The following is a 23024-nucleotide window of genomic DNA, read 5'->3' on the forward strand; positions in this document are numbered from 1 at the left end:
GATTAAGCCAGGACGCTTCGAGCGATCCCTGCTCGGCGATGAACTTCGCTCCGACATCGGAGCGGTTCCAGACGCAAAATGATCTCTCCCGAAGCTTCAGCGGGGCCGGTGGCCACCGGCCCCGCTGATCCCTGGCCCCCCAAGCCTGCCAACAGGCTGAGGCCATCGCCAATCTCTTCTTGAGCAGGCCAGATGGCCATACCCGCAGAAGATTCCCGGCAAAATCTGAACACACGGAAACCTACAAGACGCAAAGAAGCCAAATCTTCGATTTCTGGGCATTGTCTTCCGTTCTTTGCGCCTTTGCGGCTTGGCGTGAGGCATTTATTGGTAGCTACACAAAAGGGAGACGTTGCCGCCTCCCTTGCCATAAAACCGTCTGTTACGCGTCCCTTAGACTGCCTTGAGGGCCTGGTCGAGGTCGGCGAGGAGGTCTGCCGGGTCTTCGATGCCGATGCTGAGGCGCACGTAGTCGGGCAGGGTGCCGGTGGTGATCTGCTCCTTTTCGCTCAACTGGCTGTGCGTGGTGCTGGCCGGGTGGATGGCGAGGCTCTTGGCGTCGCCGATGTTGGCGAGGTGGCTGAACACCTTCAGCTGCTCGATGAACTTGCGACCGGCCGTGAGGCCGCCCTTGACGCCGAAGCCGAGCAGCGCGCCGTAGCCGCCCGTCAGGTATTGCTGGGCACGGGTGTGGTGCGGGTGGTCGGGCAGGCCGGGGTAGTTGACCCACGCCACCTTCTCGTGCTTTTGCAGAAACTCGGCCACCTTCTGGGCGTTGCTGCAGTGGCGCTCCATGCGCAGGTGCAGCGTCTCGATGCCTTGGAGGTGCATGAAGCTGTTGAAGGGCGAGGCGCAGTTGCCGGTGTCACGCAGCAACTGGAGGCGCATCTTCATGATGTAGGCGATGTTGGCGCCGCCCGCCGGGGCAAAGCTCTGGAACACGTCGGAGTAGACGAGGCCGTGGTAGGAGTTGTCGGGCGTGGTGAAGCCGGGGAAGCGACCGCTGGCCGCCCAGTCGAAATTGCCGCCGTCGACCACGATGCCGCCGATGCTGGTGCCGTGACCGCCAAGGAACTTCGTGAGGCTATGGACGACGACGTTTGCGCCGTGCTCGATCGGACGGCAGAGCGCGGGGCTGAGGGCGGTGTTGTCGATGATCAGCGGGATGCCGAATTCGCGCCCGATGGCGGCGACTTCCTCAAACGGGAAGATCGTGAGGCTCGGGTTGCCGATGGACTCGCCGAAGTAGGCCTTGGTGTTGTCCTTGGTCGCCTCGCGGAACGCATCCGGGTCGTTGCCGTCGACAAACGACACCTCGATGCCGAGCTTGGGCAGCGTGTAGTGGAAGAGGTTGTAGGTGCCGCCGTAGAGCTGCGAGACGGAGACGATGTGGTCGCCCGCGCCCGCGACGTTGAGGATGGCATTGGTCACCGCCGCGCTGCCCGAAGCGTGGGCGAGGCCGCCCGTGCCGCCTTCGAGGGCCGCAACGCGCTGCTCGAGCACGTCGCTCGTCGGGTTCATGATGCGGGTGTAAATGTTGCCCAGCTCCTTGAGTGCGAAGAGGTTGGCCGCATGCTCGGTGTCGCGGAACACGTAGCTCGTCGTCTGGTAGATTGGCACGGCGCGGGAACCGGTGGCAGGGTCGGGCTTTTGACCGGCGTGCAGGGCCTTGGTGCCGAGGCCGGAGGGGATGGGCTTCATCGTCATACGTCCAATAGGGTGGGGTTGTTCGTTTCGGAAAGCGCCGAAGGTAAAGCGCTTGCCGGTGTCTTGGCAATCGGTAAGCGCGTGCCTTTACAAGCGGCAGCCGTCATCGGTGTCGATCGGCACTTCGCAGTTGGGCCGCGCGACAACGCCCGCGTAAGGCTCGCTCGCAAATGGCTCCTGCGCCCGCTCGCCCGCCAGGTGGGCGTCGCAGATCGCGAAAAAGTCGTCTACCTCCCGCGCACGCCGCATCTCCTTGAGGAACGCGCCGTCGGGGTCCACTCCCGTGCCGACGAAGTTGAGCAGCTTCTTCATCTTGTTCAGGCGGTTGCGGTCGGGCACGTCCGGCTTGGTTGTGGCGATCCAAAGCCGCTCGATGTAGTCGCGCACGTCGCCCAGCCGGGGCTCAAAAATCGGCTGCCCGGCAAAATGCTCGCGGATCTGCCGGAAAATCCAGGGGTTGCGGATCGCGCCGCGGCCGATCATCGCGCCTTCGCAACGCGTCTCGCGCAGTACCTCCTCGCAGTGCGTGGCCGATTGCACGTTGCCGTTGGCAAACATCGGGCAGTCGACGCGCTCGCGGGCGTAGCGGATCCAGTCGTAGTGCACCTCGCTGCGATAGAGCTCCTTGACCGTGCGCCCGTGCAGGCTCAGCAGGTCGACGCGGTTTTCGTTGACCAGCTCCAGTACGCGGTCGAGGTGGCGGGTATCTTCAAAGCCGATGCGCGTCTTGACCGTGAAGAGGCCGGGCGAGGCGTCGCGCATCACCGCAAAGATCTCCGCGATGTCGTCGGGGTTGCGCAACAGGCCGCCGCCCACGTTCTTGCGGTAGACCTTGGGGGCCGGGCAGCCCATGTTGAGGTCGATGCCCGCGATGGGGTGCTTCAGCAGCTCCTCGATCGTGCGGCGCAGGTGCACCAGGTCGTGCCCGATCAACTGCGCGAAAACCGGTCGCCCCGTCGTCTGTTCGGTGATCGACTCCAGGATGTGCTTGTCCAGCCGCGACGTTTCGTGCACGCGGAAATACTCGGTAAAGAAGTAGTCGGGCGGGCCATAGTGGCCGATTACCTGCATAAAGGGCAGGTCGGTCACATCTTGCATCGGCGCCAGGGCGGTCCATGGCTGGCCGGGCACAATCGGGTCTGGAAGCGGTTTCGGCACGGTTCAGAAAGGAAACGTCGATCTTTCCGCCAAGACGCCGGTGACGCCAAGCGAAAAACCCGCCAATCGCTTCGGGCAGGCTACTCCTGCTCTTTCAGGATGCGCTCCAGCAGCTCCGTCATGTCTTCCTCGGAGTCGACGACGCGGCGGGCGGCCAGGATCGGTTTGTTCTCGTGCAGGGCTAGTGCGATGGCGTCGCTCGGGCGCGCGTCGATCTCCACGATCTTGGAGCCCAGCTCGTTGTCCATCTTCAGGATCATGCGGGCGTAAAAGGTGCGTTCCACCACGTCGTTGATCACCACGCGGGTCAGCTCCACACCGAGGCCGACGAGGATGTTGGCCATCAGGTCGTGCGTCATCGGCCGCTCGCGCGAGACCTGGTTGACGATGTCGGAGATGGCGCGCCCGATCATGGTATCGACGTAGATGATAAACGTCTTCTCCTCCGGCCCCAGAAAAATGGCACAGCCATTGGAGGTGGGCATAACCCCCTTGATCGAGACACGGACCACATCCTTGTTCATACCCCCACTATACGCATTCCTCCGCCCCACGCGCAAGCCCGGCGGGCGGGTTAGGCTGACGGAAGGGCAGGGGTGAGTTAAACTGGTCTGGCGTCCAGGTTCTCAAGGCAATTTGGCCGCAGATGAACGCGGATTTTCGCTGATAGAAGAATCTTTGAAAGTCGGTGTCTGCCGATGGTGACGTTGCGGCAGCCGACGGGCAAAGAATCACCATATTCCTTCTTCATCCGCGTAAATCCGCGTCCATCTGCGGCTGAAAAACCAACTCTTACCCCTCCACCTTCGCCCAGAAGTCGCGGAAGACTTGCGGCACAGGGTCTTCGAAGGTGACTTTTTGGCCGGTAGCCGGGTCGGTGAAGCTAAGCTCTACCGCGTGGAGGAACATGCGGGGCGGCACGATCTCGCGGGGCAGGGCCGTCTCGCCATAGACGGGGTCGCCGACAATGCGGGTGCCGGTCTCGGAAAGGTGGATGCGGATCTGGTGGGTGCGGCCCGTTTCGAGGTGGCAGACGACCTGGCAGAGGCGCTGGCCGAAGACGGTGGCCTGCACGTGGGTGATGGCGTGCTGCGTGGGCCCCGGGTTCTTGCGGCGGTGGGGGAAGACTTTGTTGACGCTGGAGCGCTTGCCGTCGCCCCGGTCGGCCACGAGGTCGGTCTCGATCGTGCCGCTGAGCGCACGGCCTTCGACGATGGCGTGGTAGACGCGCTGGGCGGCGTGGCTCTGGAACTGTTGCTGCAGCACCTGCTTGCCACGGATGGAGGTGGCGAAGACGCAGAGGCCGCTCGTCTCCTTGTCGAGCCGGTGGACCCAGCCGAGATAGGGGCGGCCTTGTTGCTGGCGCTTCTTCTCGACCCAGCGACGCACGCGCGATTCCAGCGTGTCGCGTTCGTTCTCGTAGGGCACCGTCATCAGGCCCTCAGGCTTGCGCACCACCACGTAATCGGAGGTAAAAGCGAGCACGTCGGCATCCGTCAGCACGGCGGTGCGGTCGGCGCGGGGTGTGTTGGGGCGGTATTCCAGCTGGCCCTCGATCACCATGCGGGCGATGTCGGTCTCTGGCTGGCCGTCGAGCCAGATCTTGCCGGTGGAGATGGCGGCGCGCGTCTGGTTCCAGCTGCCTTGCAGCCATTCACGAACCAGGGCATCGAGGCGGATCGGTTCCGCCCGCTTGAAGACGTGGCGGTCGTCCGGCATGGCTGCTTACTCCTTGGGGGCCGGGTTGGGGCGGATCGGGCGGGCCTGCACCTGCAGGCGGGAAGAGACGGCTTCGAGGCCGACCTTTTCGGCGATCGAGCGCGCGTACCATTCGAGGAAGGGCGCGTCGATCTCGTAAATCTTGTCGTTCTCGAGGTCGACGACCTGGGCGCGCTCCACCTGCTTGCCTTGGCTGGCGAGGTAAAACTTGTAGTCTTTGCCCACGTCGATTTCGCGCACGAGGTTGCTCTCCGTCAGGATGGGCAGCGTGCGGTAGACGGTGGCGCGGGAGACCGAGCGGTCGATGGCGCGGGCCTGGTCCAGCAGTTCCTCGGCGGTAAAGTGCTGAGGGTTGCGGTAGGCGGCTTCGAAGATCGCCATGCGCTGGTTGGTGACCCGCAAGCCTTTGCGCCCGAGAAACTCGCGAAAGGTCTCGCGCGCGGCGTCCATGTCGGTCGGGTTGTGGTCTGCGGGTTGGGCCATTCCGTATTTATTGAGACATCTGTAACAAAAACGTCCAGCCCTTTGACTCGCAAGAACGAAATTTTCCGCCGGGGCCTTGTTTGCAGAAAATCTCGGTGCGGGCTCGCTTGCTGCCACGAGTCCCCTATAGTGGGGTTACATCCGTTATGCGACGAGCGTCACTTGTGTCTTCTCTTGGCCGCCTCGGGGCCGTGTTTTTGGCCGCCTCCCCGCTGCTGGCGGCTCCTCAGTCTCCCTACGCCTCCGATGCGGCCGACTGGCCGCAGGAAGCGAGCGACCTGCAACCGGCGGCCGACGTCGTCTATGGCCAGCTCGACAACGGGCTGCGCTACGCGATCGTGCCGCACCAGGAGCCCCCGGGTCGCCTGAGCCTGCGCTTGCTGGTGGAGTCGGGCAGCCTGATGGAGACCGACGCGCAGCAGGGCATTGCCCACTTTCTGGAGCACATGGCCTTCAACGGCTCCAAAAACATCGAGCCGGGCAAGCTGGTCGAGATTTTCCAGCGCCTGGGCATGAGCTTCGGCGCCGATACCAACGCCCACACCACTTTCGACGAGACGGTCTACAAGTTTGAGCTGCCCGACTTGAAAGAGCAGACCCTCGACACCGCCATGCTCGCCTTGCGCGACTACGCCGACGGCCTCCTGCTGCTGCAGGAAGAGGTGGACCGCGAGCGCGGCGTCATCCTCAGCGAGATGCGCGACCGCGACAACGCCGACTACCGTGCGTCGATCGACGGCTTCCGTTGGACGCTCCCGTATTCGCTGATCCCCAACCGCATGCCCATCGGCCAGACGCAGGAGCTGAAGGCGATGATGGCGGAAGATTTTCGCGATTATTACGACTCCTGGTATACGCTCGACCGCATGGCCGTGGTCGCAGTGGGCGATGCCGACCCGGAGCAGATCAAGGCGTCCATCGAGCAGCACTTTGCTTCCATGGAGCCGCTGGAAGAGACGCTGCCCGACCCGGCGCTCGGCGGCATTCTGAGCCGAGGCGAGGCCTTCAGCGTCTACAGCGATCCGGAGTTGACCGCGACCGAGGTCTCCATCGCCACCTCGCGCTACCCGATGTATGACCGCGACAGCAAGGAGGCCCGCTTTTACCAGTTGGCCATCGACGCCGCCAACCTGATGCTCGACCGCCGCCTCGAAGAGCTGGCCAAGCAGGAAGGCGCCCCCTTTACCTCCGCCCACAGCTACGGCTACACCATGCTCAACTTCGTCGAGTTTGCCGGCATCTACGCCCGCACCTCGCCTGAGCAGTGGGAGCAGGCCCTGCCGCTGATCGAGCAGGAGCTGCGGCGTTCGCTGGAGCACGGCTTTACCCAGTCCGAGCTCGAAGTCTTTCTCGCCAATCAGCAAAACATGCTGGAGACGGCGGTTGCGCAGGCCCCTTCCCGCCAATCTCGCTCCTTGGCCGACGAATTCGTTGCGCTGCTGAGCAAGGGCAAGGTGTATCTCGACGCCGAGCAGCAGTTGGAGCTTTTTGAAGAATACCGCGCGCATCTGACCCCCGAGGTGGTGCTCGATGCCTGGCGCGCCGCCTGGTCGACCGACGACCGCATGGTGCGGCTCGAAAGCCAGGCGCGCGATGCCGATGCAGCCCTCAAGCTGCGCCGTGGCTATGAGGCCAGCCGAAAGACGGAGGTGGAACCCTACGAAGACCGCGAGTTGGGCGAGTTTGCCTACGCCGAGTGGGGAGAGCCGGCCAAGGTAGTGAGCCGCGAGCCGGTGGAAGGCCTCGAAAACACGCTGCGCGTCGAGTTCGACAACCACGTGGTGCTCTACCTCAAGAAGACTGCCTTCGAGCAAAACAATGTGCGCGTGGCCGCTACGCTGGGCAGTGGCATGCTGACCCTCCAGCCGGATCAGCGCGGCCTGGCCATGTTTACGGAGGCGACCTTTATTTCCGGCGGCCTGGAGGCCCACAGCGCGGACGACCTCAACCGCCTCTTGGCCGGCCACAACGTGGGTGCCAGCTTCTCGGTGGGTGAGGACGCCTTTACGCTGGCTGGCGTTACCACGATGGACGACCTCGACCTGCAGCTCGACTTGATGGTGGCCTACCTCACGCACCCCGGCTATCGCGAAGAGGCCGCCCGCCGCTTCCGCCAGACGCTGCCGCAGATCTATCAGTCGATCCTGCACACCGCCGACGGTGTCGCGGCCGACAAGGTGGCCGCCTACCTGAGCGGGGACGATTTTCGGTTCGGCTTTGCGCCCATGGAAACCGTCGCGAGCCGTCAACTGGACGAGGTCAAGGCCTGGCTGACGCCTGCCTTGCAAAAGAGCAAGCTGGAGCTGGCCGTCGTCGGCGACATCGACGAGCAGGCCGTGATCGACGCCGTGGCCGCCACCTTCGGTGCCTTGCCCGACCGCGAGACGAAGCTGCCGGACTACCCGAAGTCACGCAAGCTCGAGCAGCCGACGCCGCCCGATGCGAAGACCTTCACCTTTGGCAGCGAGTTGCCCAAGGCACGCGTCATCGTGGCGTGGCCCACCGTCGATATGGACGACATCTTCCTCGTCCGTCGTCTCAGTATGCTGGCCGACATCTTCGACGACCGCATGCGCCTGAAGATCCGCGAAGCCATCGGCCAGGCCTACAGCCCCTACGCCTACAATCTGTCGAGTCAGGTCTACGAAGGTTATGGCTACCTGCGGGCGGTCGTGGATTGCGACCCCGAGCACGCCGAGGAAATCGCGGGCCTGCTGGTCGAGATCGGCGACAACCTCTCGCATGAGGGCTTTGACGAAGACGAGTTCCAACGCCTCCTGCTGCCGCGCATCAAGGCGCTGGAGCAGCAACAGCGTAACAACCCCTACTGGCTGGGTCGCGTGCTGCTGGGCGCCGATTCGCACCCCGAACAGCTCGAATGGTCGCGCTCGCTTTTCATCGACTACCCGAAGATGACGGCAGCCGAAGTCCTCCCGCTGGCCGAGCAATACCTCCAGCCCGACCGCGCCCTCCGCATCATCATCCAGCCCGTGCCCCTCGAAGGCGACGCACCAACGGAGTAGGACCACAAAACAAGGATTCTTTTCAGCTCCGGCCTCTTCAGTGAGGTCGGAGCTTTTTTATTCACCAGAAAAAGCAGAAAAGGCAGAGAAGCGCGGCAATCGATTTTCCTATCAAAGATGAGAAATTAAAATGGTAAGGCCATACAGTCGTCTTCCTGATCATTTCTCTGCCTTCTCTGGTAAACCTCTATTTTCAATTCGACCAAAGCAGAAACCCCGGCTCGTGCTGAACCGGGGTCTACTCGTCGTCAAATCAAGCGGGTGAAGGCTTAGCCGTTGAAGCCGCCGTCGACGTTCAACGAAATGCCGGTAGTGAAGGCTGCGCCCGGGCTGGCGAGGTAGGAGACGGCGGCGGCGATTTCCTCCGCCTTGCCGTGGCGCTTGATCGAAAGCAGCGCACGCTGAGCGTCGGCTCCGGGACCGTCGGCCGGGTTCATGTCGGTGTCGATCGGGCCGGGCTGGATGTTGTTGACGGTGATGCCGCGCGGGCCGAGGTCGCGGGCAGCCCCACGGGTCAGGCCAGCGACGGCAGATTTGGTCGCAGAGTAGACCGACAGGCCGGGCAGGGGTGTGCTGTCGCCCAAGACGCTGCCGATGTTGATGATGCGACCGCCTTCCTTGAGGTAGCCGGCTGCCGTCTTGATCGCGACGAAGACCCCGCGCACGTTCACCGCAAACTGGCGGTCGAAGTCTTCGAGCGAGGTCTGGTCGATAGGCCCACCAGCGGCGACGCCGGCGTTGTTGACGAGGATGTCGAGCCCGCCCAGCTCCTTGGCGGCCTGATGGATGGCGTTTTCGACGGCCTCCGGGCGGGCGGAATCCGCCTGGATCGCGAGGGCGCGGACGCCGAGGGTCTGGACCTGCTCGGCCAGTGCGTTGGCCTTGTCGGCCGAGCTGACGTAGGTAAAGGCGACGTGCGCGCCGTCGGCGGCGAGGCGGCGGACGATGGCTGCGCCGAGACCGCGAGAACCGCCCGTGACGAGGGCGATCTTGCCGGCGAGCGGCGCGTGGGAAGCGGAGGTGGTGGCAGTGGTTTGGCTCATGTGCGTGCTGAACTGGTTGTTTGTGTAATGATCATTACAGATTCGATTTTTCTGGTGCCGTCAACTCGTTTTGTAGTTTTCACTATAAAAATATTGCGACCACCCGATTTGTGCCCAGATTTAGAGGCATGGGCACCGTTTCAACATCCTCCCGCAAAGGCCGTCCGCGCGCCTTCGACCTTGAGCAGGCGCTCGAGCGGGCGATGGAAGTGTTTTGGGTCCACGGCTACGAAGCCGCCTCGATGTCGATGCTGACCAAGGCGATGGGCATCAACCCTCCGAGCCTCTACGCCGCGTTTGGCAGCAAGGAAGGCCTCTTTCGTCAGGCGCTCGACCATTATCAGGCGCGTGGCAGCGCAGCCACCGCAGAGGCGCTGAACCGGCCTGATTTGGGCGATGCGCTGCGGGCGTTTTTTGGCTTGGTGGTAGGCCTCCAGTGCTCGGGCCAGGAACCACGCGGCTGTCTCGTGGTGCAGGGGGTCGGCTCCTGCGGCGAGGCCGAGGCTTCCGTCTTTGAAGAGCTGAAGCGCCGTCGCACCGCCAATGAGACGGCATTGCGCCAACGGCTGGAGCGGGCGCAGGCGGAAGGTGCGTTGCCTGCCGATGCTTCCCCGGCGGACTTGGCGCGCTTCCTGGCCGTGCAGGTTCGCGGCCTATCCTCGCAAGCGCGCGACGGGGCCACCCGTGAAGAACTGCAGCCGGTCGTCGAACTGGCGGTGCGTGCGGTGGCGGGTTGAGCGTTTCCGTTCTTGCGCCAGCGAGCGCTTACGCCTAAAACGTTGCGCGTGAGTATCCTGGTGACTGGCGCAGCCGGCTTTATCGGCACCAACCTCGTTCGCAACTGGCCTTGGGAGCGCTTTGCCGACCGACGGCTCATCGTGCTCGACGCCTTCACTTACGCGGGGGTGCGCGAAAACCTCGCCGATCTGCAGGCCGACCCGCGCTTCCGCCTCGTCGAGGGCGACATTGGAGACCGCGAGCGGGTGGGGCGTCTGTTGCGCGAAGAGAGCGTGCGCCGCGTGATCAACTGCGCCGCGCAAACCCATGTGGACCGTTCCATCGACGATCCCGCGCCGTTTTTCGAGAGCAACGTGATGTCGCTGCTCGGCCTCCTGCAGGCTTGCCGCGATTATTGGCGCGAGCTGACCCCGGCCGAGCAAGGCAAGTTCCGCCTGCTGCAGATTTCGACCGACGAAGTCTACGGCTCGCTCGAGCCCGACGACGCACCTTTCACCGAAGACCACCCCTACGCGCCCAACAGCCCGTATGCCGCCTCCAAGGCCGCAGGCGACCAGGCAGTGCGCGCCTTTTTCCACACCTACGGCCTGCCGGTGCTCACCGTGCATTGCGGCAACAATTACGGGCCCTACCAGTTCCCGGAAAAGCTGATCCCGCTGATGATCCTCAACGCGCTGGATGGCCGCGACCTGCCCGTCTACGGCGACGGCGGCAACGTGCGCGACTGGATCTATGTGGAGGACCACGCCCGCGCCATCGTCGATGTGCTGGCAGAAGGCCAACCGGGCGAGCATTACAACGTCGGCGCCCAGAGCGAGCGGACCAACCTCGACCTCGTGCGCGAGCTTTGCCGCCTGCTCGATACCCGTCGTCCGCGCCCCGATGGCCGCTCCTACGCCGAGCAGATCCGCTTCGTCAAAGACCGCCCCGGCCACGACCGCCGCTACGCCATCGACCCGGGACGGCTCCACGCCCTCACCGGCTGGCAACCGCAAGTCACCTTCGCCGAAGGCCTCGCAGCCACCGTCGACTGGTATCTGGCCAACCGCCCCTGGTGCGACGCCATCACCAACCGCCGCTACCAACGCCAGCGCCTCGGCCTGGGGTAAGGTGGTCTGGCTTGAACAGGAGTTGAAAGGAGTGAAAAAGAGTAGAGGCAGAATATTTGCTCAACAGAAGGACGCAAAGAACACGAAGCCCCTGAACTTTATTTCTTTAAGATTCCATTCTTCGTGTCCTTTGCGTCCTTCTGTTTAAAAAACTCTTTTTCACTCCTTTTAACTCCTGTTCCAAAATCTCCTTCCCATGGCCCCAAATCGCAAAGGCATCATCCTCGCCGGAGGCTCTGGCACGCGTCTCTACCCCCTCACGCTGCCGGTCAGCAAGCAGCTCATGCCGGTCTACGACAAGCCGATGATCTATTACCCGATCTCGGTGCTCATGCTGGCGGGGATCCGCGAGATGATGGTCATTTCGACGCCGCAGGACTTGCCGATGTTTCAGCGCCTGTTGGGCGACGGTAGCCAGTTTGGGGTGCATTTCAGCTATGCCGAGCAGCCCAGCCCCGACGGCATCGCGCAGGCCTTCACCATCGCCGAAAACTGGCTGGCGGGTGCGCCTTCGGCCCTCGTGCTGGGCGACAACCTCTTTTACGGCACGGGCCTGCCCCAACAGCTCCGGGCCGCCGCCGCCCGCGACGATGGGGCGACGGTGTTCGTGTACCAGGTGGCCGACCCGCACCGCTACGGCGTGGTGGGCTTTAATGAAGCCGGGCAAGTCGACCAGATCATCGAAAAGCCTGCCGACCCGCCCTCGGACTGGGCCGTGGTGGGCCTCTACTACTTCAACGCCGACGCCCCCCGCTACGCCCGCGAGCAAAAGCCCAGCGCGCGCGGCGAACTCGAAATCACCGACCTGGCAGCCCGTTACCTGCGCGAAGGCCAGATGCACGTGGAAAAGCTCGGGCGCGGCACCGCCTGGCTCGATACCGGCACCCACCAGAGCCTGCTCGACGCTGGCCAGTTCATCGGCGTGATGCAGGAACGCACGGGGCTCGCCATCGCCTGCCTCGAAGAAATCGCCTGGCGCATGCACTGGATCGACGATGCTGCCCTCACCGAGCAAGCCCGCCGCATGGGCAAGAGCAGCTACGCCCAATACCTCCACAAATTGCTGAAACAGTGAAGGATGGGTTCTTTTTGAACAGGAGTTTGGGGAGTTAAAGGAGTATTTTCAAACAGGAGGACGCAAAGCACGCGAAGAAGGAAATCTTCAAGATGTAGAGGATCCTTGGGCCTTTGTGTTCTTCGTGCCCTTCTGTGGATCCAATGTTTTGCCTCTACTCTTTTTCACTCCTTTTAACTCCTGTTCCAATTCCCTTTTGCCTTTTTTCCCGATCCCATTCACGCAAATCATGATGCATCTTCATACGCGCATGTGTCACTGGCGTTGACCTCAAGGCCGAAGGGGCTTTAGTTGAGGGGAGTTCATATCCGTAATCTCAGCCCTAACCCTCTCATGAGCACGACTCAGGTCAAGCGGTCGACCCTCGACCAACTGAAACAATTTACCACCGTGGTGGCCGACACCGGCAACTTCCAGGAACTGAAGGCCTACGAGCCCCAGGACGCCACGACCAACCCGACGCTGATCCTCAAGGCCGTCAGTGACGACGCCTACCGCCCCCTGATCGGCAAGGCCATCGAAGAAGCCAAGCAAACCGGCGCCAAGGGCGACGAGCTGGTCGAAGCCGTGATGGATCGTCTCCTGATCCTCTTCGGCATCGAGATCCTCAAGATCGTCCCTGGCCGCGTGTCCACCGAAGTGGACGCCAAGCTCTCCTTCGACACCGAAGCCACGATCGCCAAGGCGCGCGAGCTGATCCAGCTCTACGCCGACAAGGGCATCGCCAAGGAGCGCATCCTGATCAAGATCGCTTCCACCTGGGAAGGCCTGCAAGCCGCCAAGGTGCTGGAAGCCGAAGGCATCCACTGTAACCTGACGCTGCTCTTCAGCCTCGCCCAAGCCATCGTGGCGGCCGAAAACGGCATTACGCTCATCAGCCCCTTCGTCGGTCGCATTCTCGACTGGTACAAGAAGGAAACCGGCCGCGACTACCAAGGCGCGGAAGATCCGGGCGTGCAGTCCGTCACCCAGATCTACTACTACTACAAGAAGTTCGGTTACAAGACCGAGGTCATGGGTGCCAGCTTCCGTAACTCGGGTGAAATCGTCGAGCTCGCCGGTTGCGACCTGCTCACCATCTCTCCGAACCTGCTGGAAGAGCTGAGCAAGAGCGACGCCGAACTGGCGGAGAAGCTCAACGAAAGCGCCGCCAAGGACCTCGACATCGAGCAGATCCACCTCGACGAAAAGGAATTCCGCTGGATGCTGAACGACGACGCCATGGCCACCGAAAAGCTGGCCGAAGGCATCCGCAAGTTCGGTGCCGACGCCGTCAAGCTGCGCGACATGATCCGCAAGCAGATCGCCTAAGCAGGCTTACGCCTTTTTTAAGAAAACGCACGGTGGCCCAGCGCTGCCGCGCGTTTTTTTGTGCCCCCTCAAATCTCCGGGCGGCGGCGGTAGAAGAGCAGGTTGGGCATGGCGATGCCGACGGCCAGGGCGGTGAGCGTCAGGAATGCCGTCAGGCCCAGCTGGAGATCGGCCCCCAGCGCCTGATAGTCGATTGGCAACTCAGGGTTGGTGTGGCGCAGGAAGCCCACCATGGTGCGAAACATGAGGCTGCCGGGCACCATCGGGATCACCCCGGGTACGGTGAATACGGCGGGCGGCGCGTTGAGCAGGCGCGAAAAGAACTCGCCCAACAGCGACACCCCGCCAGCGGCGATCAAGGTAGCGGCCGCGAGGTGCATGTGGTGTTCGCTCCAGTGGAGCAGGCCCAGCCGGAGGGAGACGCCAAAGGCACCGCAGAGCGCGCAGGCCACCAGCGTTCGCTTGGGCACATTGAAGAGCACGGCAAACCCGAGGGCGGCCAGGGCGGCGGAGCAGGCTTTGTACAGGATTACAAACATCGCAGCACCCTCAGTATTTGGTGAAGCCTCCGAGATACATCGAGGCGAGCAGCCCGAGCGCGACCGCAAAGGTGATCAGCACGACGGTCGTGGCGCGGGCGATCCCCGTCAGCAGGTGGCCTTTCACGAGGTCGGCCACGCTGTTGATCATCGGGACGCCGGGCACGAGCATCAGCACGGAGGCGACGAGTGCGGCGTTGGGGTTACTGCTGTCGAGCAGGCGCGCCAACAGGTTGGCCACAAAGCTGGAAACGAGCGCGGTGGCAAAAAAGTAGAGCAGCGGCTGGAAGGCACGGTGGTGCAGCTCTTGCCGCACGAAGAGGCCGAGCGATGCCGCCACCACACACGCGACGAAGGCCTGCCAGTCGCCCTCGAAGAGCAGCGAAAAGCCCCCGCAGGCCAGCCCCACCATCGTGATCACGAGCCAGCGCGGGTAGTGCGGCGGCATGGCGGTCAGGCGCTGCAGCTCGCTCTCGACCTTGGCCAGGCTCAGCTCGCCCCGCTGGTAGCGCTTGAGCAGGCGGCTGATGCCGGAGACCATGGTGAAGTTCACGCTCAACGTATTGACGCGGATGATACGGGTGATGTGCTCTTCGCCGCGGGTGCCCGTCATCATGACGGAGCGGTGGGTGACGAGCACGTGCAGCTCTTCCACGCCGAGCGACCGGCCCATTTGCTGGACCGTCTCGAAAGTGCGGCGGGTTTCGGCGCCGTTTTCCAGCAACAGGCGCGCGATACGCAAGAGCAGGCCCACGAGTTGGCTCAAGGGGGCCAGGCCGGGGGCGGCAGGCAGGGAGGCAGAGGCTTCCATGGGGGGAGAGTAGGGAGGCCTAGTCTGGCTTGACCGCCAGCGGGGTCAGCGTCACCTCGTCGGTCCCGCTACGCTCGTAGCGAAACACCGTCGTGCCCTGCGCGTCGGCGAGGGCGAAGAGGGGGGCGAGGTCTTCCTCTTCCACGCCGTTGAGCACAAACACGGCTCGCTTGCGCTCCAGCACTTCGATCCGGCAATCGAGCGCATGCAGGCCAAACCGGCTCCCCAGAAACAGCTGCAGCTGCTCCGCCAGTTGCGGCAACTGTGGGCTGTCGAGGTTTACCTTGTGCTGGTCCACCAACGAAAAGAGGGGCAGCGCGTAATTTTTCACATCGCGCAGGCTAAGCGCCCGGCCCCAAGACACAAGCGAAAGCTCACGCCATTCCCGTGCCCACCAGAAAAGTTATTCCCATGCAGAAAAAACCAGACATCTATGTTGACTTCTTAAAGACTACTGAAATAGTAGGGAAATTATGAAGCTTTCCAAAAAGGCCGAATATGGCTTGCGAGCCCTCATCAACCTGGGAATCGCCCAGGAGGTGGGGCACGACCGGGTGCCAGCCGCTACCCTTGCCACGGCCGACAACTTGCCGCTCAAGTTCCTCGAACAGATCCTCCTGCAGCTGCGGGCGGCTGGTTATGTGGACACGGTGCGCGGCAAGAGCGGGGGCTACTTCGCGGCCAAGCCGACCCGCGAGATCAAGATCGGCGAAATCGTGCGCCTCCTCGACGGGCCGCTGGCCCCCATCGGTTGTGCGAGCAAGACGGCCTACGAGCGCTGCTCCTGTCCCGACGAAACGCACTGCGGCCTGCGCATGCTCATGATCGACGTTCGCAACGCCGTCTCGAACATCCTCGACCGCTACTCGTTGCACGACGTGGTCGAGATCACCCTGCGCAAGCTGCGCCGCGACGGGGTAGACCACTACTTTTTGACACCGCAGGACAGCCTGCCGCTGCCGGTTGACCAGGAACGGGCCAACCCGGCGGACGGCTTCCTCGCCGAACTCACTCGCCCACATGAATGATCCATCGCTTTCCTCTCCGGCGGTTTCCGCTCCCGAGCCAGGAACACCGCTGCCCGACTGGTTGGAGCTGACCGCCCGCTACGTCGGTGAATTGAGCTACGGACAAGTCACCCTCACGATCCATCAAGGATCGGTGATCGAAGTCCAGAAGACGGAACGCACCCGGCTCTCGCCTACCCGGCGCAAGTAGCCCCGCGTCCCTGTATTTTTCCGGCCGACCGGCACCAGACCGGAGGCATCTATCCCGCATCACTCACGAAATCCGCCATGGGATTTCGCTTTGCCGCTGACCGGACCACCGGAAGCTGGTTCTCGCAGAGACCAGCTATATGCCACACTACCTTGGGCCGCTTTCGCGCCCATTCTTCCGTAAGCAACTGCTTTTGGCCGCCAGCAGCTTTGCCGCCGTCACTCTAGGCGCACAGCAAAGCCCTGCGCAGGAGGTCGAAGCCCTCAAAGCCCAGCTCGCGGCGATCCAGAACCGGCTCGCCGCCCTCGAAAGCCAACCGCCACCGGCCCCTGCCGCCCCGAGCAGCAACGTCTCGGTGCAAGTCAACCGCCGCGGGCTCGTGGTCGAAGCGACCGACAAGTCGTTCAACATCCGGATCCGCCCCCGCATCCAGGTCGACGGTAACTTCTTCCCGGATGACGACGACGGCACCAACGGCTTCACGCTCCGCCGCGTCCGCCCAGTCATCCAAGGCGTCGCCGGCCCCGTCTCCTGGCGCTTCATGCCAGAGCTGGCGGGCACCGTGCGCATTATCGATGCCTGGGGTGAGTTGGAGCTGACCGATGGCCTCTCGCTGCAGGCGGGCAAGTTCAAGGGCCCCGTCGGCTACGAGCGCCTCCAGTCGTTCAGCAAGACGCTCTTCATCGAGCGCGGCCTGCCGAGCGTGCTCACGGCCACTCGCGAGATCGGCCTGCAGCTCAACGGCGCGGCGTTCGACGACGTGGTCTCCTGGAACCTGGGGGTCTATAACGGCACGCTCGACGATACCGACCAGTCCAACAACGCCAACCTGAGCGATGGGTTCGACGTGGCTGCGGGGCTGAGCCTGCGCCCCTTCGCCCACGCCGAAGACAGCGTATTCCAAGGGCTGACGGTGGGCGTGGCCGGGTCGATCGGCGACGAAAACGTCACCATTGCCGATAGCGACCGCGATGCCCGCATCCGCTACCGCACCTCAGGCCGTAACACCTTCTTCCGTTACGCCGACGGGGCGTTGATCGACGGCGATCATACCCGCCTCAACGCCTACGCCTCCTGGTACTACGGCCCGGTGGGTGTGCTGACCGAGTGGGTCCGCTCGTCCTACGACCTGACGCGGGGGGGAGTGGGCCAATCGGTCGATAGCGACGGCTTTACCTTCCAGGTCGGCTGGGTCGTGACGGGCGAAAAGGCCTCTTACGAGGGCGTGCGCCCGAAGAACCCCTTCAACCCGGCCGACGGCCACTGGGGCGCCTTCGAGCTCGGCCTGCGCTATCACACGCTCGAGGTGGGCGACGAAGCCTTCTCCGGCGATGCCACGACCCGCCTCGCCCGCAACGGCTCGGCCCAAAAAGCCGAAGGCTACGGCGCAGTCCTCAACTGGACCCTCACCGACAACACCCTGATCGCCCTCGCCTACGAGGTGACGGACTTCTCCGGCCAAGGCGCCGACCGCTCGACCGAACAAGTCATCCAGACCCGCTTCCAACTCGATTTCTAACCTCTCCCAAACGTTTTTTTGTCATGAACTTTCGCAAATTGATCTTCATGGGCCTCATTTCGGCCCTTACCGCCACCAGCGCCTTCGCGGCCAACCGCACGCTGCTCAATGTGTCTTACGACCCGACCCGGGAGCTCTACGAAGAGTACAACCCGTGGTTCCAGAAGCAGTGGAAGGAAAAGACGGGCGACAACCTCACCGTCCGCCAGTCCCACGGCGGGGCGGGCAAGCAGGCCCGTGCCGTGATCGACGGCCTCAAGGCCGACGTGGTGACGCTGGCCCTAGCCTACGACATCGACGCCATCGGCGAGCACACCGGCAAGATCCCGGACAACTGGCAGGAGCGTTTGCCCAACGGCAGCGCCCCCTATACCTCGACCATCGTCTTCCTCGTGCGCAAGGGTAACCCGAAGGGCATCCACGACTGGCCCGACCTCGTGCGCAAGGGCGTGGAAGTGATCACGCCCAACCCGAAGACCTCCGGCGGCGCACGCTGGAACTATCTCGCCGCCTGGGCCTGGGCCCGCGAAGAATACAAGGGCGACGAAGCCAAGACGCAGGCTTATGTGACGGAGCTGTTTCGCCACGTGCCGGTGCTCGACTCCGGGGCCCGCGGCTCCACCACCACCTTTGTCCAGCGCGGCATCGGCGACGTGCTCCTGGCCTGGGAAAACGAAGCCTTCCTGGCCCTTAACGAGCTGGGGCCCGACAAGTTCGAGATCGTGGTGCCTTCGCTCAGCATCCTTGCCCAGCCGCCGGTGACGGTCGTCGACGGCAATGCCAAGCCCGCCGGTAACCTCGACTTGGCGCAGGCCTACCTCGAAGGGCTCTACTCGCCCGAAGGTCAACGCATCGCGGCCAAGAACTACTACCGGCCCTTCAAGCCCGAGTATGCGGACAAGGAAGACCTCGCGCGCTTCCCCGACCTCAAGCTCGTGACCATCGACGAGGCCTTCGGTGGCTGGCAGGCCGCCCAAAAGCGCCACTTCAACGACGGCGGCGTCTTCGACCAGATCTACCTGTCCAAGCGCTGACCTTCGCCCCCGTGGCGGGAGCGCTCCACGGCTCTCCCGCCACATCTCACCCTCCACCCCCCGCCTTCATCATGACGCCCTCCACATCGATCACGCCACAAGTCCAGGCCTTGTTCCAGCTGCTCGTGCAGCGTAGTGAGCGCTCGGACTTCCTCTTCGCCTCCCCGGTGCCCACCCACGCCCTTACTCGCGAAGCCAAGGTGTGCATGTCGCGGTTCCTTGTTTTTGGGGCCGGGCGGCGTCAGCACCAGGCCCTCGTGGCCCTGTTGGCGGGGGCGGGCAATCAGGACGTGCTGGCCAGCGATTTCATCCTCCAGTTTGTCGAGCGCCTCTCCCGCCGGCGCGACGATTCCTTCCCGGATCTGGTGGCCTACCCCGGCCTCGACCTCAATACCCGCGAGAATCGGACCGAGGTGGCGCTCCACGCGCTCGATGTCGACTGGCTGGACCGGGCCGATCCGCTGACCACGGCCCTGATGGCCGATTTTCAACACTTTGTCTACGACGGTTTTGTAACCGTCCGCTCCAACGCGGGAGTGGTGCACCCTACGGTGCAGTTCCTCGGCTTGCCCGAGAAGCTGGCGCGCTCCTTCGATTCGCAAGGCTGGTTCCACTGGTCGTTGCTGTTCGAGAAGCGGCTGCCGGAAAACGGGCCCCTTTCGCTGGGGCCCCTTCTGCCGCGGCGGGCCTTCGAGCTCCGGCTCCACCTGCCGCTCGTCTTGAGCGATCCCGATTTCGAGGCGTCGCTCGCTGCCCTGCAAACGATCCTCTACCGCTTCGCGGCCCACGCCTCCGAAGCCTACGGCATCTGAACCCACTCACCCTTCGATACCATGAAGCACATCGAACATTTGCATCCCGAGTTTCGCGAACAAGCCCGTGCGCTCCTCAGCGGCTTTGTCGAGCACTGCGAGTTTTCCCGCACGCTCGTCGGCGACATCCGCCACTTCATCCACTTTGGCGGGCGCAAATACGGCCTGCCCATCTTCACGGTCTTCGGCCCGCCACACCCCGATCTGGAGACCCACTTTATCGGGCTGGTGGGGCACAACCAAGGCCGCGACACCACGCTGCCGGAGATCCTCATGCAGCTGATCGAGCGGCTCGCGCTGCAGCCCCGCGTGGCGACCGGCACCGTGCTGCGCGTGTTGCCCGTGGCCGACCCGGTGGGCTTCGAAGGCGATGCTGCCGCGAGCCCGGAGCTGGCCGCGTTGCTCGACCGCCAGATCGACGCCTTCCACACCTCGGCCCTCGACGGCGTAGTGAGCATCCGGACTTCGACCGACGATGCGCTGCATGTGAAAGTGGCCGGCCCTTCGCCCGTCCGCCAGGCCGTGCGTCGCTCCTGGGACGCCCTCGATCGCCTCCTGTCGGAAGACACCATCGTCGCGGAGGGCGCGAGCCTGCGGCTGTTGGAAGCCCCCGCCGAAGGCCCCTGGGAAGTGGAAATCGCCGTGCCCCGTAGTTGGGCCTCCAACCTCGCGGTCCACTGGATCAGCCAACTGCTGGTCGTTTTCCTGCGGGCGCATGCGGAGGCACAACTCCATGCCCTGCCCGAGCTCGCCGAATAACGCGCGTTAAACCCGATCCCATGTCATCGACCCCCTCCAACTACCCTCGCCGGGCGCGCCTGCCCGGCTTTGGGCTCACGCTGGGGCTCACCCTCAGCTACCTCGGGCTGGTGGTGCTCATCCCGCTTTCCGCCCTGTTTCTCAAAGCCTCCGGGCTTGGGCTGGGCGGCCTGTGGGCCGAGCTATCGCAGCCTCGGGTGCTGGCCGCGCTCCGGCTTTCGTTCCTCACCGCCTTCATCGCCGGCCTCGTCAACGTGGTCGGCGGCACGGCGGTGGCCTGGGTGCTCACGCGCTACCAGTTCCCGGGGCGACGCCTGGTGGACGCGGCGATCGACTTGCCGTTTGCGCTGCCGACTGCCGTCGCGGGCATCTCGCTCACCGCGCTCTACGCCCGCAACGGCTGGTTCGGCTCGGTGCTGGAGCCGCTGGGCCTCAAGGTGGCGTTTGCGCCCGCCGGTATTGTGATCGCGCTGATCTTCATCGGCCTGCCGTTTGCGGTGCGCACCGTGCAGCCTGTGCTCGAGAATTTCGAGGCTGAGCTGGAGGAAGCCTCCGCCACGCTGGGCGCGAGCCGCAGCCAGACGATCCGCCGCGTGATCCTGCCGGCCCTGTTGCCCGCGATTCTCACGGGTTTTGCGCTCTCGTTTGCCCGTGGGGTGGGGGAATACGGCTCGGTCGTCTTTATCTCCGGCAACATGCCGATGCGCACCGAAATCGCGCCCCTGCTCATCATCACCCAGCTCGAGCAATACAGCTACGAGGGGGCGACGGCCATCGCGGTGGCGATGCTCGTCGTTTCCTTCCTCTGCCTCTTCGTGATCAACCTCCTGCAACGCTGGGCCAGCCGCCGCCTCGGCCATAGCGCCTAAGCCCTTCAATTTTCTTCATCCCATGGCAGGTTCCCTACCATCCTTTAGCCGCCGCAGCGGCCCCGCCCGGGCGGTCGACGACCCCCGCTGGCTACGCTGGTCGCTGTTCGGCTTCGTTTTCACCTTTCTGGTGCTCGTGCTCGTGGCTCCCTTGGGCGCCGTATTTGCCGAGGCCTTTCGCAAGGGCGTCGAGCTGTTTTGCGCGACCTTTCAGGATCCCGACGCGCAACATGCGATTTACCTGACGCTGCTCGTGGCGGTGATCAGTGTGCCGCTCAACCTCGTGTTCGGCCTGGTGGCCAGCTGGCTGATCGCCAAGCACGACTTTGCGGGCAAGAGCTTCCTGCTCACGCTGATCGACTTGCCCTTCTCGGTCTCGCCGGTGATCGCGGGCCTGATCTTCGTGCTGCTCTTTGGCGCGCACGGTTTTCTGGGCCCCTGGCTCGATTCGATGGGCGTGCAGATCGTTTTTGCGGTGCCGGGCATCGTGCTGGCGACCGTCTTCATCACCTTCCCCTTTGTCGCGCGTGAGCTGATCCCAGCGATGCAGGCCACCGGGCGCGAGGAAGAGCAGGCCGCCTACCTCCTGGGCGCGAGCGGCTGGCAGATCTTCTGGCGCGTCACCCTGCCCAACGTGCGCTGGGCATTGCTCTACGGCGTGCTGCTCTGCAATGCGCGGGCCATGGGCGAGTTCGGTGCCGTCTCGGTCGTCTCCGGCCACATCCGGGGCATGACCAACACCGTGCCGCTGCACGTCGAGATTCTTTACAACGAATACAATTTCGTGGCCGCCTTCGCCATGGCGACATCTCTGGCGCTGCTGGCCCTCCTCACCCTCGCGGGCAAGTCGCTGATCGAATGGCGCCTCGCCCGCAACGCCGAGCTGCGCGAGAAGATGCGCCGGCCCGACAACACGCCCCTCCATCAGCTTTCCGTATCATGAGCATCGAAGCCCTCAACATCTCCAAGACCTTCGGCACGACCAAGGCGCTCAACGACGTGTCTCTGCACGTGAAGAAGGGCAACCTTGTGGCGCTCGTCGGCCCCTCCGGCTCGGGCAAGACAACCCTGCTCCGCATCCTGGCGGGCCTCGAAACGCCCGACCGCGGCAGCGGTGCCCTGCGCTTCCACGGCGAAGACGTCAGCCACACCACGGCGCGCGAACGCCGCGTGGGCATGGTCTTCCAGCACTACGCGCTCTTTCGCCACATGACGGTGGCCGACAACATCGCCTTCGGCCTCACCGTGCGCAAGGCCAAGGAGCGACCGGCGCGCGACGAGATCCGGGACCGCGTGCAGGAGCTGCTGCGCCTCGTGCAGCTCGCCGATTATGGCAACCGCCTGCCGCACCAGCTCTCGGGCGGTCAACGGCAACGGGTCGCGCTGGCCCGCGCGCTGGCGATCCGCCCCGGCATCCTGTTGCTCGACGAGCCCTTCGGCGCGCTCGACGCCAAGGTGCGCAAGGACTTGCGCCGCTGGCTGCGCCAGTTCCACGAAGAGATTCAGTTGACGACCGTCTTCGTCACCCACGACCAGGAGGAAGCGCTGGAGCTGGCCGACGAGGTGGTGGTGATGAACCAGGCGAAGATCGAGCAGGTCGGCCCGCCGCAGGAAGTCTTCGACCATCCCGAGTCGCCCTTCGTGATCGAGTTCATGGGCAACGTCAATCGCGTCACCGCCGGGCTCGGCCACGTGCGGATCGACTCCAAGGAGAGCCTCTACGTGCGCCCGCACGACATCGAGCTGCTGGAGCAGCCCGGCAAGACGGGCGTCGACGCGCGCGTGCTCCATATCTTCTCCGCCGGCAGCGTCGGGCGAGTGACGCTGGAACGCGTGGGTGCGGGCGAGATCCTCGAAGCCGAAGTGCCGCGGGCGGAGCTCGACCACCTCAAGCTCAAGACCGGGCAAGTGGTGGGCCTGCGCTTCCGCCACATTCGGCTTTTTGCCACCGGCGCGGAGGGTCGCCGCCAGTTGGTGGAGCAGGAGGTCGGCTGATACAAATCAACGCGCGGTCGCCGATTCCAGAATCGGCGACCGTAAATACTGGGTAAAAATACTCATATAGATTGAGTAAAAATACTCTAATTGCTATGATCT

23 protein-coding genes are annotated in these 23024 nt (G+C 63.9%); 14 read left to right on the forward strand and 9 right to left on the reverse strand.

Features of this window, described 5'->3' with window-relative positions:
- Positions 1-393: 393 nt before the first annotated feature.
- From Q7P63_00005 to Q7P63_00025, 5 genes are all read right to left on the reverse strand, one after another.
- Complete coding sequence (locus Q7P63_00005; protein ID MDP0498458.1) at positions 394-1701, reverse strand: O-acetylhomoserine aminocarboxypropyltransferase/cysteine synthase; 1308 nt, start codon at positions 1699-1701, stop codon at positions 394-396.
- Positions 1702-1794: 93 nt separating this feature from the next.
- A complete protein-coding gene (locus tag Q7P63_00010; GenBank protein MDP0498459.1) occupies positions 1795-2865 on the reverse strand; it encodes a tRNA-dihydrouridine synthase family protein in 1071 nt (356 codons plus the stop codon).
- An 80-nt stretch (positions 2866-2945) separates the two neighbouring features.
- A complete protein-coding gene (locus Q7P63_00015) occupies positions 2946-3389 on the reverse strand; it encodes a bifunctional nuclease family protein (protein MDP0498460.1) in 444 nt (147 codons plus the stop codon).
- A gap of 268 nt (positions 3390-3657) precedes the next feature.
- Positions 3658-4584: an RluA family pseudouridine synthase gene (locus Q7P63_00020; protein ID MDP0498461.1), complete on the reverse strand. Its 927-nt coding sequence runs from the start codon at positions 4582-4584 to the stop codon at positions 3658-3660.
- A gap of 6 nt (positions 4585-4590) precedes the next feature.
- A complete protein-coding gene (locus tag Q7P63_00025; protein ID MDP0498462.1) occupies positions 4591-5067 on the reverse strand; it encodes a Fur family transcriptional regulator in 477 nt (158 codons plus the stop codon).
- A 164-nt stretch (positions 5068-5231) separates the two neighbouring features.
- On the opposite strand from Q7P63_00025, the gene Q7P63_00030 reads away from it, so the two are divergent.
- A complete protein-coding gene (locus tag Q7P63_00030; protein ID MDP0498463.1) occupies positions 5232-8090 on the forward strand; it encodes an insulinase family protein in 2859 nt (952 codons plus the stop codon).
- A gap of 269 nt (positions 8091-8359) precedes the next feature.
- Here Q7P63_00030 and Q7P63_00035 read toward each other — a convergent pair whose 3' ends face one another.
- A complete protein-coding gene (locus Q7P63_00035) occupies positions 8360-9133 on the reverse strand; it encodes a 3-oxoacyl-ACP reductase family protein (GenBank protein ID MDP0498464.1) in 774 nt (257 codons plus the stop codon).
- A gap of 128 nt (positions 9134-9261) precedes the next feature.
- Here Q7P63_00035 and Q7P63_00040 point away from each other — a divergent pair, with 128 nt between their 5' ends.
- The 4 genes from Q7P63_00040 (at position 9262) to tal (ending at position 13366) form a co-directional block, all read left to right on the forward strand.
- Positions 9262-9870, forward strand: a complete 609-nt coding sequence (locus Q7P63_00040; protein MDP0498465.1) for a TetR/AcrR family transcriptional regulator — start codon at positions 9262-9264, stop codon at positions 9868-9870.
- Positions 9871-9918: 48 nt separating this feature from the next.
- On the forward strand, positions 9919-10980 hold the full coding sequence (rfbB, locus tag Q7P63_00045; protein MDP0498466.1) for a dTDP-glucose 4,6-dehydratase: 1062 nt from the start codon (positions 9919-9921) through the stop codon (positions 10978-10980).
- A gap of 196 nt (positions 10981-11176) precedes the next feature.
- On the forward strand, positions 11177-12055 hold the full coding sequence (gene rfbA, locus Q7P63_00050) for a glucose-1-phosphate thymidylyltransferase RfbA (protein ID MDP0498467.1): 879 nt from the start codon (positions 11177-11179) through the stop codon (positions 12053-12055).
- 333 nt (positions 12056-12388) lie between these two features.
- Entirely contained in the window at positions 12389-13366 is a 978-nt protein-coding gene (tal, locus tag Q7P63_00055) for a transaldolase (GenBank protein ID MDP0498468.1), read from the forward strand.
- 68 nt (positions 13367-13434) lie between these two features.
- Here tal and Q7P63_00060 read toward each other — a convergent pair whose 3' ends face one another.
- Genes Q7P63_00060 through Q7P63_00070 form a run of 3 tightly spaced genes read right to left on the reverse strand, consistent with a single transcriptional unit; the run spans position 13435 to position 15047 of the window.
- Positions 13435-13905, reverse strand: a complete 471-nt coding sequence (locus Q7P63_00060) for a threonine/serine exporter family protein (protein ID MDP0498469.1) — start codon at positions 13903-13905, stop codon at positions 13435-13437.
- A gap of 10 nt (positions 13906-13915) precedes the next feature.
- Positions 13916-14716 carry a threonine/serine exporter family protein gene (locus tag Q7P63_00065; protein ID MDP0498470.1) on the reverse strand — a complete coding sequence of 267 codons (801 nt, stop codon included), beginning with the start codon at positions 14714-14716 and terminating at the stop codon, positions 13916-13918.
- A 19-nt stretch (positions 14717-14735) separates the two neighbouring features.
- Positions 14736-15047: a hypothetical protein gene (locus Q7P63_00070; protein MDP0498471.1), complete on the reverse strand. Its 312-nt coding sequence runs from the start codon at positions 15045-15047 to the stop codon at positions 14736-14738.
- Between the two features lie 142 nt (positions 15048-15189).
- Here Q7P63_00070 and Q7P63_00075 point away from each other — a divergent pair, with 142 nt between their 5' ends.
- From Q7P63_00075 to Q7P63_00115, 9 genes are all read left to right on the forward strand, one after another.
- Positions 15190-15744 carry an Rrf2 family transcriptional regulator gene (locus tag Q7P63_00075; protein ID MDP0498472.1) on the forward strand — a complete coding sequence of 185 codons (555 nt, stop codon included), beginning with the start codon at positions 15190-15192 and terminating at the stop codon, positions 15742-15744.
- A complete protein-coding gene (locus tag Q7P63_00080; protein MDP0498473.1) occupies positions 15737-15934 on the forward strand; it encodes a YezD family protein in 198 nt (65 codons plus the stop codon). Before Q7P63_00075 ends, Q7P63_00080 begins: the two co-directional genes overlap by 8 nt.
- 139 nt (positions 15935-16073) lie before the next feature.
- Positions 16074-17453, forward strand: coding sequence for a porin (locus Q7P63_00085; protein MDP0498474.1), 1380 nt, complete (start codon positions 16074-16076; stop codon positions 17451-17453).
- Between the two features lie 47 nt (positions 17454-17500).
- Positions 17501-18487, forward strand: a complete 987-nt coding sequence (locus tag Q7P63_00090; GenBank protein MDP0498475.1) for a sulfate ABC transporter substrate-binding protein — start codon at positions 17501-17503, stop codon at positions 18485-18487.
- A gap of 71 nt (positions 18488-18558) precedes the next feature.
- Positions 18559-19299, forward strand: a complete 741-nt coding sequence (locus Q7P63_00095; protein ID MDP0498476.1) for a hypothetical protein — start codon at positions 18559-18561, stop codon at positions 19297-19299.
- A 21-nt stretch (positions 19300-19320) separates the two neighbouring features.
- Positions 19321-20058, forward strand: a complete 738-nt coding sequence (locus tag Q7P63_00100; protein MDP0498477.1) for a hypothetical protein — start codon at positions 19321-19323, stop codon at positions 20056-20058.
- Positions 20059-20078: 20 nt separating this feature from the next.
- The gene (gene cysT / locus Q7P63_00105) at positions 20079-20927 is read left to right on the forward strand and encodes a sulfate ABC transporter permease subunit CysT (GenBank protein ID MDP0498478.1); all 849 of its coding nucleotides are present in this window, start codon (positions 20079-20081) and stop codon (positions 20925-20927) included.
- A 22-nt stretch (positions 20928-20949) separates the two neighbouring features.
- Entirely contained in the window at positions 20950-21870 is a 921-nt protein-coding gene (gene cysW / locus Q7P63_00110; protein ID MDP0498479.1) for a sulfate ABC transporter permease subunit CysW, read from the forward strand.
- Positions 21867-22922 carry a TOBE-like domain-containing protein gene (locus tag Q7P63_00115; GenBank protein MDP0498480.1) on the forward strand — a complete coding sequence of 352 codons (1056 nt, stop codon included), beginning with the start codon at positions 21867-21869 and terminating at the stop codon, positions 22920-22922. The genes cysW and Q7P63_00115 overlap by 4 nt, the downstream gene beginning before the upstream one ends.
- Positions 22923-23024 lie beyond the last annotated feature (102 nt).

It is taken from the genome of Verrucomicrobiota bacterium JB022, assembly GCA_030673845.1.
Taxonomy (GTDB): domain Bacteria; phylum Verrucomicrobiota; class Verrucomicrobiia; order Opitutales; family Oceanipulchritudinaceae; genus WOUP01.

Coding starts and splice junctions, on each gene's coding strand:
- Q7P63_00060 (MDP0498469.1), bottom strand. CDS start 13,905: ATGTTTGTAATCCTGTACAAAGCCTGCTCCGCCGCCCTGGCCGCCCTC.
- Q7P63_00005 (MDP0498458.1), bottom strand. CDS start 1,701: ATGAAGCCCATCCCCTCCGGCCTCGGCACCAAGGCCCTGCACGCCGGT.
- Q7P63_00085 (MDP0498474.1), top strand. CDS start 16,074: ATGCCACACTACCTTGGGCCGCTTTCGCGCCCATTCTTCCGTAAGCAA.
- Q7P63_00065 (MDP0498470.1), bottom strand. CDS start 14,716: ATGGAAGCCTCTGCCTCCCTGCCTGCCGCCCCCGGCCTGGCCCCCTTG.
- Q7P63_00040 (MDP0498465.1), top strand. CDS start 9,262: ATGGGCACCGTTTCAACATCCTCCCGCAAAGGCCGTCCGCGCGCCTTC.
- Q7P63_00025 (MDP0498462.1), bottom strand. CDS start 5,067: ATGGCCCAACCCGCAGACCACAACCCGACCGACATGGACGCCGCGCGC.
- Q7P63_00090 (MDP0498475.1), top strand. CDS start 17,501: ATGGGCCTCATTTCGGCCCTTACCGCCACCAGCGCCTTCGCGGCCAAC.
- Q7P63_00080 (MDP0498473.1), top strand. CDS start 15,737: ATGAATGATCCATCGCTTTCCTCTCCGGCGGTTTCCGCTCCCGAGCCA.
- tal (MDP0498468.1), top strand. CDS start 12,389: ATGAGCACGACTCAGGTCAAGCGGTCGACCCTCGACCAACTGAAACAA.
- Q7P63_00015 (MDP0498460.1), bottom strand. CDS start 3,389: ATGAACAAGGATGTGGTCCGTGTCTCGATCAAGGGGGTTATGCCCACC.
- Q7P63_00020 (MDP0498461.1), bottom strand. CDS start 4,584: ATGCCGGACGACCGCCACGTCTTCAAGCGGGCGGAACCGATCCGCCTC.
- Q7P63_00095 (MDP0498476.1), top strand. CDS start 18,559: ATGACGCCCTCCACATCGATCACGCCACAAGTCCAGGCCTTGTTCCAG.
- Q7P63_00100 (MDP0498477.1), top strand. CDS start 19,321: ATGAAGCACATCGAACATTTGCATCCCGAGTTTCGCGAACAAGCCCGT.
- rfbA (MDP0498467.1), top strand. CDS start 11,177: ATGGCCCCAAATCGCAAAGGCATCATCCTCGCCGGAGGCTCTGGCACG.
- Q7P63_00115 (MDP0498480.1), top strand. CDS start 21,867: ATGAGCATCGAAGCCCTCAACATCTCCAAGACCTTCGGCACGACCAAG.
- cysT (MDP0498478.1), top strand. CDS start 20,079: ATGTCATCGACCCCCTCCAACTACCCTCGCCGGGCGCGCCTGCCCGGC.
- Q7P63_00075 (MDP0498472.1), top strand. CDS start 15,190: ATGAAGCTTTCCAAAAAGGCCGAATATGGCTTGCGAGCCCTCATCAAC.
- Q7P63_00035 (MDP0498464.1), bottom strand. CDS start 9,133: ATGAGCCAAACCACTGCCACCACCTCCGCTTCCCACGCGCCGCTCGCC.
- cysW (MDP0498479.1), top strand. CDS start 20,950: ATGGCAGGTTCCCTACCATCCTTTAGCCGCCGCAGCGGCCCCGCCCGG.